General features: G+C 72.6%; 10 protein-coding genes. 4 read left to right on the top strand and 6 right to left on the bottom strand.

Going from position 1 to position 10,473, the window contains the following annotated elements; translation table 11 throughout:
* Positions 1-201: 201 nt before the first annotated feature.
* From rocD to ACP4J3_RS47850, 3 genes are all read right to left on the bottom strand, one after another.
* On the bottom strand, positions 202-1,419 hold the full coding sequence (gene rocD / locus ACP4J3_RS47860) for an ornithine--oxo-acid transaminase (protein WP_426544055.1): 1,218 nt from the start codon (positions 1,417-1,419) through the stop codon (positions 202-204).
* Positions 1,416-2,228: a dimethylargininase gene (ddaH, locus tag ACP4J3_RS47855; RefSeq protein ID WP_426544053.1), complete on the bottom strand. Its 813-nt coding sequence runs from the start codon at positions 2,226-2,228 to the stop codon at positions 1,416-1,418. Before ddaH ends, rocD begins: the two co-directional genes overlap by 4 nt.
* Positions 2,229-2,351: 123 nt before the next feature.
* Positions 2,352-2,855, bottom strand: coding sequence for an Lrp/AsnC family transcriptional regulator (locus ACP4J3_RS47850; protein ID WP_426544051.1), 504 nt, complete (start codon positions 2,853-2,855; stop codon positions 2,352-2,354).
* A gap of 88 nt (positions 2,856-2,943) precedes the next feature.
* Between ACP4J3_RS47850 and ACP4J3_RS47845 the strand changes: the two genes are divergently transcribed.
* Genes ACP4J3_RS47845 through ACP4J3_RS47830 form a run of 4 tightly spaced genes read left to right on the top strand, consistent with a single transcriptional unit; the run spans position 2,944 to position 6,981 of the window.
* A complete protein-coding gene (locus tag ACP4J3_RS47845; RefSeq protein WP_426544049.1) occupies positions 2,944-3,708 on the top strand; it encodes a LytR/AlgR family response regulator transcription factor in 765 nt (254 codons plus the stop codon).
* 2 nt (positions 3,709-3,710) lie between these two features.
* Positions 3,711-4,070 (top strand): hypothetical protein, encoded by a 360-nt coding sequence (locus ACP4J3_RS47840; RefSeq protein ID WP_426544047.1) that lies wholly within the window; start codon positions 3,711-3,713, stop codon positions 4,068-4,070.
* Positions 4,067-5,779, top strand: coding sequence for a cation acetate symporter (locus ACP4J3_RS47835; RefSeq protein ID WP_426544045.1), 1,713 nt, complete (start codon positions 4,067-4,069; stop codon positions 5,777-5,779). Before ACP4J3_RS47840 ends, ACP4J3_RS47835 begins: the two co-directional genes overlap by 4 nt.
* Complete coding sequence (locus tag ACP4J3_RS47830; RefSeq protein WP_426544043.1) at positions 5,776-6,981, top strand: sensor histidine kinase; 1,206 nt, start codon at positions 5,776-5,778, stop codon at positions 6,979-6,981. The genes ACP4J3_RS47835 and ACP4J3_RS47830 overlap by 4 nt, the downstream gene beginning before the upstream one ends.
* 3 nt (positions 6,982-6,984) lie before the next feature.
* Here ACP4J3_RS47830 and ACP4J3_RS47825 read toward each other — a convergent pair whose 3' ends face one another.
* The 3 genes from ACP4J3_RS47825 to ACP4J3_RS47815 are packed head-to-tail and all read right to left on the bottom strand — an operon-like array spanning position 6,985 to position 10,414.
* On the bottom strand, positions 6,985-7,155 hold the full coding sequence (locus ACP4J3_RS47825) for a hypothetical protein (RefSeq protein ID WP_426544041.1): 171 nt from the start codon (positions 7,153-7,155) through the stop codon (positions 6,985-6,987).
* A gap of 12 nt (positions 7,156-7,167) precedes the next feature.
* Positions 7,168-8,991, bottom strand: coding sequence for a protein kinase domain-containing protein (locus ACP4J3_RS47820; RefSeq protein ID WP_426544039.1), 1,824 nt, complete (start codon positions 8,989-8,991; stop codon positions 7,168-7,170).
* Between the two features lie 43 nt (positions 8,992-9,034).
* Complete coding sequence (locus ACP4J3_RS47815; RefSeq protein WP_426544037.1) at positions 9,035-10,414, bottom strand: DUF6777 domain-containing protein; 1,380 nt, start codon at positions 10,412-10,414, stop codon at positions 9,035-9,037.
* Positions 10,415-10,473 lie beyond the last annotated feature (59 nt).

The following is a 10,473-nucleotide window of genomic DNA, read 5'->3' as shown; positions in this document are numbered from 1 at the left end:
CATCCGCGCACCCGGCATCCGCGCACCCGGCATCCGCGCACCCGGCATCCGCGCACCCGGCATCCGCGCACCCGGCATCCGCGCACCCGGCACCCGAGCCCCCGGCACCCGCACCCCGGGCACCCGCGCACCCGGCACCCGCGCCCCCGCGCACGAGGGCCGGGGGACCGGGGACCGGGCTGCCGAGGCGTTCCGGTCGGTCTACGTCAGTACCTTCTCCAGCGCCCCCAGCGCCTCCGTCAGCTCCTCCGCGGTGATCGTCAGTGGGGGAGCCAGGCGGATCGTGGAGCCGTGGGTGTCCTTGACCAGGACTCCCTCCCTCAGCAGGCGTTCGCCGATCTCGCGGCCCGTGCCGGCCTCGGGGTCGATGTCGACGCCCGCCCACAGGCCCCGCGCCCGGAAGCCGACGACGCCCTTGCCGAGCAGCGCCGACAGGCCGCCCCGCAGGACCACGCCCAGCTCGGCGGCCCGGCGCTGGAACTCGCCCGTCTCCAGCAGCTCGACCACGGCCGTGCCGACCGCCGCGGCCAGCGGGTTGCCGCCGAACGTCGAGCCGTGTTCGCCCGGCCGCAGGACGCCGAGCACGTCACGGCGGGCCACCACCGCCGACACCGGCACGATCCCGCCGCCCAGCGCCTTGCCCAGCAGCAGCACGTCCGGCACGACCGACTCGTGCTCGACGGCGAGCGTACGGCCCGTGCGGCCGAGGCCCGACTGGATCTCGTCCGCGATCAGCAGGCAGCCTTCCCGGCTGGTCAGCTCCCGTACTCCGGCCAGGTAGCCGTGGTCGGGGATGACGACACCCGCCTCGCCCTGGATCGGCTCCAGCAGCACCGCCGCCGTCGTCTCGTCGACCGCCGCCTCAAGCGCCGGCAGATCGTTGTACGGCACGATCCGGAAGCCCGGCGTGAAGGGGCCGAAGCCCTGCCGCGCGGTCTCGTCCGTGGAGAACGACACGATCGTCGTCGTACGGCCGTGGAAGTTCTCGGCCGCCACCACGATCGTCGCCCGGTCCGCCGGAACGCCCTTCACCTCGTACGCCCACTTGCGCGCCACCTTGATGCCGCTCTCCACGGCCTCGGCGCCCGTGTTCATCGGCAGCACCATGTCCAGGCCGGTCAGCGCCGCCAGCCGCTCGGCGAACTCGGCGAGCCGGTCGTTGTGGAAGGCCCGGGAGGTCAGGGTCAGACGGTCGAGCTGCGCGTGCGCCGCCTCGGTCAGCGCCGGATGACGGTGCCCGAAGTTCAGCGCCGAGTAGCCCGCCAGCATGTCGAGATAGCGGCGGCCCTCCACGTCCTCCACCCAGGCGCCCTCGGCACGGGCGACGACCACGGGCAGCGGGTGGTAGTTGTGCGCCAGAACCGATTCCTCGGCGCGGATCAGATCGGTGGAGAGACGGGTCTGCGCGGGCGCGGTCATGAGCGGATCTCCTGGGTGCAGCACTTGATGCCACCGCCGGCCTTGCGGAACTCCGACAGGTCGACGGGGACGGGGACATAGCCGCGCTCGTCGAGGCGCGCGGCGAGCGCCTCGGCCTGCGGCGCGATGAACACATGGCGGCCGTCGGACACGGAGTTCAGGCCGAAGGCCGCCGCGTCGTCGCGGGTGGCGAGCACCGCGTCCGGGTACAGCCGCGCGAGCACCTCACGGCTGCCCGGCGAGAACGCCTCCGGGTAGTACGCGATGTTGTCGTCGTCGAGCACGAACAGCGCCGTGTCCAGGTGGTAGAAGTACGGGTCCACCAGCGTCAGGCTGATCACCGGGTGGCCGAAGAACTCCTGCACCTCCCGGTGGGCCTCCCGGGTGGTACGGAAGCCGGTGCCGGCGAGGACGTACCGGCCCGTCCAGACCAAGTCTCCCTCGCCCTCGCACACCGACTCGGGCCGGTACACGTCGAAGCCCGCCGTCTTGAACCACGTCTCGTAGTGCGTGGACTCCGGGCGGCGCTCGGGCGCGTGGAACAGGGATCCGAAGACGCGGCCGCCGACGACGACCGCCGAGTTCGCGGCGAACACCATGTCGGGGAGACCGGCGACCGGCTCCAGGGTGTCGACCGCGTGGCCGTGGGAACGGTAGGCGTGGATCAGCGCCTGCCACTGCTCCTGGGCCAGATCGACGTCCACCCGGACGTCGGGCTGCATCCAGGGGTTGATCGCGTACTGCACGGCGAAGTGTCTGGGTTCGCAGACGAGGAAGCGCCGCCGGCGCGGCACACGGGTTTCGGGCACAGAGGGGTTCCTCCGCTTCCTACGGTGTCAATGAGGATTGAGACCAAGGTAGGAAGCGACGCCGACGAGCGACAAGAAATCAGCATTGCGTGTCCACGCAGGAATGCTGCGTCTTCCGGCCCGTCAGCGCACGTCTGCTGCGCCGTTCGGCACGGGCTGGCTGGCGCCCGCCTCCGGGCTCTCCGGGATCAGATGGGACAGCACCATCACGCTGATCGTCTTGCGGATGAACGGCTCGACCCGGATGCGCTCCAGCACCTCCTCGAAGTGCTCCACGTCCCGCGCCCGCACATGCAGCAGCGCGTCCGCGCCCCCCGTCACCGTCATCGCCGCGGTGATCTCCGGATGGTTGCGGACCACCTCCGCCAGCCGCCGCGGCGGCGCCGCGCCCTCGCAGTACACCTCGACATACGCCTCCGTACGCCAGCCCAGCGCCGACGGCTTGACCGTGGCCGTGAACCCGGTGATCACCCCGGTGTCGCGCAGCCGGTCCACGCGTCGCTTGACCGCCGTCGCCGACAGCCCGACGCTCGTGCCGATCTCGGCGAAACTCGTCCGGGCGTTCGCCATCAGGGCCGTGATGATCTTCCGGTCGAGTTCGTCGAAGGAGGCCGCGCCGCTGTTCATGAGGGCACTGTAAGCGGCACGCCACCCAGCGCGAATGGCCACGCAGATCACATGTCCAGGCGCGCCCATTGCTCTTACACTCCCGTTCATGCTGCGCGCCCTGGCTGTCGACGACGAACGCCCCTCGCTGGAGGAACTGCTCTACCTGCTGAACGCGGACCCGCGCATCGGCAGCGCGGACGGCGCCGGCGACGCGACCGAGGCGCTGCGCCGGATCAACCGCGCCCTGGAGTCGGGACCCGACGGCCCGGAGTCGATCGACGTCGTCTTCCTCGACATCAACATGCCCGGCCTCGACGGCCTCGACCTGGCCCGGCTGCTGACCGGCCTCGCCAAGCCGCCGCTCGTGGTGTTCGTCACCGCCCACGAGGACTTCGCCGTCCATGCCTTCGACCTCAAGGCCGTCGACTACGTGCTCAAGCCGGTGCGCAAGGAGCGCCTGGCGGAGGCGGTCCGCCGGGTCGTCGAACTGCGGGGCGCCGAGCCGCGCGACACCGCGCCCCGAATACCCGTGAGCGAACCCGACCCCGACCACATCCCGGTCGAGCTCGGCGGCGTGACCCGCTTCGTCGCCGTCGACGACATCACCCACGTCGAGGCCCAGGGCGACTACGCCCGTCTGCACACCGACAAGGGCAGCCACCTCGTCCGCATCCCCCTGTCGACCCTGGAGGAGCGCTGGCGCTCGCGCGGCTTCGTCCGCATCCACCGCCGCCATCTCGTCGCCCTGCGCCACATCGGCGAGCTGCGCCTGGACGCGGGCACCGTCAGCGTCATGGTCGGCTCCGAGGAACTCCAGGTCAGCCGCCGGCACGCACGCGAGCTGCGGGACCTGCTCATGAGGAGGCCGTGACGATGCCCCAGAGCCCCGCCGAACGCCGCGTCGTGGTCACCGGACCGCCCCGGCGCGCCCGCCCCGTCTCCGGCTACTACCGCCCGCGCACCGAGATCGACGAGCAGACCACCCTGGGCCACACCTACGTCCGCTCGCTGATGCGCACCCAACTGCGCGCCGGCCTCACCGTGTTCGCGGTCCTCGGCCTGCTCATCGGCCCCCTGCCCCTGCTGTTCGCGGCCATGCCGGACGCCCGCGGCCTGGTATGGCTGGTCCTCGGCTTCGGCCTCTACGCCCCGCTGGTCCTGCTCGCCCGCTGGTACGTCCGGCGCGCCGAACGCAACGAGCGGGACTTCGTACGCCTCGTAGAAGACCGATGAACTCCGGCTACGCCGTCCCCGCCGTCGCCCTGGTGGTCCTCGCGACCGTCCTGGTCGGCGCCTTCGGCCTGCGCATCTCCCGCACCACCTCCGACTTCTACGTCGCCTCCCGCACCGTCGGGCCCCGCCTCAACGCGGCCGCGATCAGCGGCGAGTACCTCTCCGCGGCCTCCTTCCTCGGCATCGCCGGCCTCCTCCTCGTCCAGGGCCCCGACATGCTCTGGTACCCGGTCGGCTACACCGCCGGCTACCTGGTCCTGCTGCTGTTCGTCGCGGCCCCGCTGCGCCGCTCCGGCGCCTACACCCTCCCCGACTTCGCCGAGGCCCGGCTGTCCTCCCAGGCGGTACGGCGCCTCGCGGGCGCCTTCGTCGTCGGCACCGGCTGGCTGTATCTGCTGCCCCAGCTCCAGGGCGCCGGACTGACGCTGACCGTGCTGGCCGGCGCGCCCGACTGGCTCGGCGGAGTGATCGTCGCGGTCGTCGTGGTCGCCATCGTCGCCGCGGGCGGCATGCGCAGCATCACCTTCGTGCAGGCCTTCCAGTACTGGCTCAAGCTCACCGCCCTGCTTGTCCCCGCCCTCTTCCTGATCCTCGCCTGGCAGGGCGACGGCGCCCCCCGTCACGCCTTCGACGAACCGGCGACCTTCCGCCAGCAGAGCGTCGTCCGCGTCGACGACTCCCTCAAGCTCAAGCTCGAAAGGCCGCTGGCCGTCACCGTCAGCGGCACGGTCGACGGCCGCGACCACGAGGACGACAGGCTCCAGCTCCCCGCCGGCACCCACCGCATCGAGGCCGGCACCCGCCTGACCTTCGCCAAGGGCGCCGAGGTCCCCGAACGCGACCGCAGCGCCGGCGGCGGGCTGTCCCCGTCGCTGGCCGAGAGCCGCGGCGAACGCCCGCTGTACGCCACGTACGGACTGATCCTCGCCACCTTCCTCGGCACCATGGGCCTGCCGCACGTCGTCGTGCGCTTCTACACCAGCCCGCACGGCGTCGCCGCCCGCCGCACCACCGTCGCCGTCCTCGGCCTGATCGGCGCCTTCTACCTCCTGCCGCCCGTCTACGGCGCCCTCGGCCGCATCTACGCCCCCGAACTCACCCTCACCGGCGACGCGGACGCCGCCGCCCTGCTGCTGCCCGACCGCGTGATCGGCGGCCTCGGCGGGGATCTGCTCGGCGCGCTGGTCGCGGGCGGCGCCTTCGCCGCGTTCCTGTCCACGGCGTCCGGCCTGACCATGGCCGTCGCGGGCGTGCTCACCCAGGACGTGCTCCCCTCGCGCGGCGTCCGGCACTTCCGGCTCGGCACCGTCATCGCCATGGCCGTACCGCTCGCCGCGAGCGTCCTGGTCGGCGGGCTGCCCGTCGCCGACGCGGTGGGCCTGGCCTTCGCGGTGTCGGCGTCCTCCTTCTGCCCGCTGCTCGTCCTCGGCATCTGGTGGCGCCGGCTCACCCCGCCCGGCGCCGCCGCCGGGATGCTGGTGGGCGGCGGCTCCGCGCTGCTCGCGGTGGCGGCGACGATGGCCGGCTTCCCGGGGGCCGGCGCGCTGCACGCGCTGCTCGCCTGGCCCGCGCTCTGGTCGGTGCCGCTGGGCTTCCTCACGATGATCCTGGTGTCCCTGGCCACCCCGGGCCGGGTGCCGCCCGGCACGGCGGCGATCCTGGCGCGGTTCCATCTGCCGGAGGAGCTGCGGGCGGAGGTGACGGCATGAGCGGATTCATCGCGGGCCTGTGCGTGGCGATCCTCCCGCTGCTCGCCGCAGGCTTCTGGCTCGGCCGGCGCACCGCCCGCCCCGAGAACCTCGGCGACCTCGGCACCCCCGTCGAGCACGCCACCTTCGAGACCCTGCACACCGCCTCGCTCGCCGCACCCCCGCTGCGGGCCGGCCTCACCGAGGAGACCGCCCGCAGGTCGGCCCGCAGGCTGCGCTCACTCCTCGGCACCGACGCGCTGTGCCTGACGGACCAGAAGGACGTCCTGGTCTGGGACGGGGTCGGCGGCCATCACCGTACGCAGATCATGGAACTCCTCGCCGGCCCCCTCGACTCGGGCCGCGGCGAGGCCTTCCCGCTCAGCTGTGACACCCCCGACTGCCCGGTGCGCTGGGCGGTCGTCGCCCCGCTCACCGTCGACGACCGCGTGCACGGCGCCCTCGTCGCCTGCGCGCCCCGGGAGTCGGCGGTGCTCGTGCGCGCGGCGGGCGAGGTGGCCCGCTGGGTGTCCGTGCAACTGGAGCTGGCCGACCTGGACCAGTCCCGCACCCGGCTGATCGAGGCCGAGATCAAGGCGCTGCGGGCCCAGATCTCCCCGCACTTCATCTTCAACTCGCTCGCCGTGATCGCCAGCTTCGTGCGCACCGACCCCGAGCGCGCCCGCGAACTGCTCCTGGAGTTCGCCGACTTCACCCGCTACTCGTTCCGCAAGCACGGCGACTTCACCACCCTGGCCGACGAACTGCACGCCATCGACCACTACCTGGCGCTGGTGCGGGCACGCTTCGGCGACCGCCTCTCCGTCACCCTCCAGATCGCCCCGGAGGTGCTGCCGGTCGCCCTGCCGTTCCTGTGCCTGCAGCCGCTCGTCGAGAACGCCGTCAAGCACGGCCTGGAGGGCAAGGCCGACAAGTGCCACATCCAGATCACCGCACAGGACGCCGGCGCCGAGGCCCTCGTCGTGATCGAGGACGACGGCGCCGGAATGGACCCCGTCCTGCTACGCCGCATCCTCGCGGGCGAGGTCAGCCCGTCGGGCGGCATCGGCCTGTCGAACGTCGACGACCGGCTCCGGCAGGTCTACGGCGACGACTACGGCCTTGTCATCGAGACCGCCCTGGGCGCGGGCATGAAGGTCACCGCCCGGCTGCCGAAGTACCAGCCGGGCGTGCACTCCGCCGGGCGGCTCACCCGGGAGTGAGGCTCAGGTGCTGCGGCTGACCACCATCCCCAGCGTGATCAGACCCAGCACCACCCACCCGAACCACAACCAGCCATTGCTCCCCAGCGCCACCGTGTAGGCCGTCACCATGACGAGGCCGCCGACGGTGAGCACCCCCATGGTCTTCGTAGAACTGTCCGTAGAACCGGGCATCGCAACACCCTCCTAAGGTTCGTCCCCCTCCATGGTGCCCCCGTTCTGCTTCCGGACGGTGCACACGACGAAATGAGACCCCGACTTCCAGGACCCCTCGCTGGTCCAGGAGCCCGCCGTGTACACGGAAGGATCGAATCCGAAGTCGCGCGGCGGAACCTGACGGGCACACGCCGTGTCCGACTCCGTACGCGCCTCACTCAGCGTGACATCGGGGCCCAGCCGGGCGAACCCGAGCACCTGCTGGTCGTGCGCCCCGGCGCAGGACACCAGCCGCGCGTCCCGGGGGGAGCGCACGTCCAGGCAGTCCCGCCGCTGCATGGTCGCGGTGTCCGCGAACGCCGACCCCTCCTCGCGGTGCTCGCCCAGCGGCCCGTACACCGGCCCGTGCGCGCCCAGCACCAGACAGGCGGTGCGCCGCCCGGCGGCCTCGAACCCCGCCTCGGTCGGCACGACGGCGAAACTGCGCACATCCGCCAGCTTCTCCCGGACCTCCGCCGTGCGCTCCTCGCACGCCGCCGGCCCCTGCTGCCGAGCCTCGGCGGCGGACGCGGCCGCGACGAACGCCATCACCTGCCCGTCGGGCGCCCGCTCCCGGCAGCTCGGGTCCAGACTCAGCCGGGGCGTGCCCCGGAAGGCGGCCGCGCCGGGCCAGTCGGCGAGCACACAGTCACCGTCCTTCAGCGGCGCACCCAGTCCGACGGCGTCACCGTACGGCCGCGCCGTCCCGCCGGTGGCCGACTGCTGGGACAGGGCGTACCAGACGCCGGCACCCGCGAGCGCCAGCCCGAGCAGTCCGGCGATGACCGCGTGGAGGACGCGAGGACCGGTCCGGGGCGCGCCGCCCGGCGGCTCGGACCCGGGCAGCGGGCCGAACCCCACCGCCTCCGGCACCGGCCCCGCGGGCGGCGCGCCGCCCCAGTGCGGCTGCGAACCGAGATCGGTCTGCGTCCGCGCGTAGGCGTCGGCCTCCGGAACGACGATCCGCGACAGCGCCGCCTCCGCCTGAGCGGCCGGCATCCGCCGCTCCGGATCCTTCTCCAGCAGCGCCCGCAGCACGGGCACCAGCGCCCCCGCCCGCGAGGCCACCCGGGGCTCCTCCATGACCACGGCGGTGAGTTCCGCCAGGTGCGACTCGCGCTCGAAGGGACCCCGGCCCTCGACTCCGTAGTACAGCGTGCAGCCCAGCGAGAACAGATCGGTGGCCGGCGTGGGCGCCCCGCCCGTGACCCGCTCCGGCGCCAGATAGCCCGCCGTGCCCACCAGCACCGACCCCAGCGTGTACCGCGTCTCACCGGCGTCCGGCTGCACCGAGATGCCGTAGTCGGTGAGCAGCACACGGCCGTACGGCGCCCCCGTGCGGTCCGGCGCCAGCAGGATGTTCGCCGGCTTCACGTCCCGGTGCAGCACGCCCCGCTCGTGCCCGGCGGTGAGCGCGTCCAGCACGGCGAGCCCGATCCGGGCGCACTCCGCGGGCGCCAGCGGGCCGCGCTGTTCGACCAGGTCACGCAGGTTGACGGCGCCCTCGACGTACTCCATGACGATCCACGGCAGCCCCTCGTGCTCCAGCACGTCGTGCACGGTCACCACATGCGGATGCCCGCGCAGCCCCGCCGCGTGCCGTGCCTCCGCGCGGGCGCGGGCCACCCGGGCCTCGCGCTCGTCGGCCTCGACCGGGTCCCGGAACACGATCTCCTTGAGCGCGACCTCGCAGGCCAGTCTCTGGTCGTGCGCGAGCCAGACATGGCCCATACCGCCGCTGCCGAGCGGGTTCAGCAGCAGATACCGGCCGGCGATGACCCGGCCCACTCCCGACGTCGGTGATCCTGAAGGCATCCGGTGACTCCCGGGTTCTGCGGGTGCGCTGCGTGCGGGGTTGCTAGGCGGTGGTCGTGCTCGCGCTGGGCCCGTCGGTGGAGGGGGTGCCGGTCACCGGTTCGGTGGTGGCGGGCCCACTGGTCTCGGGCGGCGGCGCGCTGGTGGTGACCGGGGCGCTGGTCGGGGGCGCGCTCGTGGTCTTCGGGGGTGAGCTGGTCGGTGGTGGCGGAGGCGGGTCGGAGGTGGGCGGTGCGGATGACGCTCCCGTGGACGGAGGCCTGCTCGTGGGTGCCGGACCGGACGGTTTGGAGCTGGAGGACTCGGAGCTTCCTGGAGACGAGGGCGGGGGAGTCGACGCGGGCGGCGACGACGGCGTGGCGGTGGACGACGTCGTCGGCTTTGCCGACTCGGTCGGCTTCGCCGGTGTCGAGTCCGACGGATCCCGCGTCGGCCGGGCCGTCTCCGAGCCCGGCGGAGTGGTCGCCGTCCCGCCGGAGCCGTCGCCGGCCACGCTCAGCGTCACGTACTCCCCGAACCGCAGCTCGGTCCCGGGCGGCGGATCGGACGCCGTCACCCGGGCGCCGTCCGGCGGCAGCCCTCCGCCCTCGGCGGTGACCGCCAGCCCCTGGCCGGCCAGCCGCCGGCTCGCCTGCCCGAAGGTCGCTCCGGCGAGGTCGGGCACCGTCCGCCGCTCACGCGTGTCGAACGAGGTGTCGTCGCCCCCGGTCGTCCCGACGGGACGCTCGATGCCCCGGTCCGGTTCATGGACGTCGACGAGAGCGAGCCGCTCCACTTTCCGCGGCGCGGGCCGCACGGCCACCACGGACGACTTCTCGTATCCCTTCCACTGCGCATTACGGTCGTCGAACTCGACCTTTATCCCGGTCGTGTCCCCCTCGAAGGGGCGCAGCGGATTTCCGCACGAACACTTCACAGCCGGAAGGCCCTGCTCATCGACGAGAATCGCGATTCCCGACTGAAGCAACGCGTTGAAGGGGACGGCCTTCCCCTTCTTGTAGTCGTGATTCTTCACGAGAGTGTCGTGACGCAGGAGAACAGGTGTGAGGCGGTCCAGATATCCGGGAATCTCGTCCGTGGCGAGGGAGAGCGCGGTGGCCCACGCCTGCGCCTTGCGCTCATTGGCGGGATCGGTCAGGAACGCCTTCAGCCGTACGACATCGCAGATCGCCGGCTGCTTCGACCCTCCGTACAGACCCGGCGTATCCCCCTGCTGAAGACCACCGTGCCCGGCCTGGGCCGTGGCGACCCGCGCATCATCGCGCCCGAGCCCCTGGCTCTCGGCGAAGAAGGGCGCCGACGAAGGAACTCCCGCGGCGACCGCCTTCACCACCAACAAGGACGCGTCCCGGTCGCAACCGCTCAGCGCGAGTACGAAGACCAACAGAAAAGCGAACCTGCGTACGAAAAAACGAAGCGCCATTACCGCTCCCCCCGGCGGTTCCCCCTGACGCGCTTCATGCTACTGAAAGGCGAAGCCTT

Source organism: Streptomyces sp. UG1, assembly GCF_049974585.1.
Classification (GTDB): domain Bacteria; phylum Actinomycetota; class Actinomycetes; order Streptomycetales; family Streptomycetaceae; genus Streptomyces.
The sequence above is the reverse complement of the archived record's forward strand: the minus strand, read 5'-3'. Positions and strand labels throughout refer to the sequence as shown.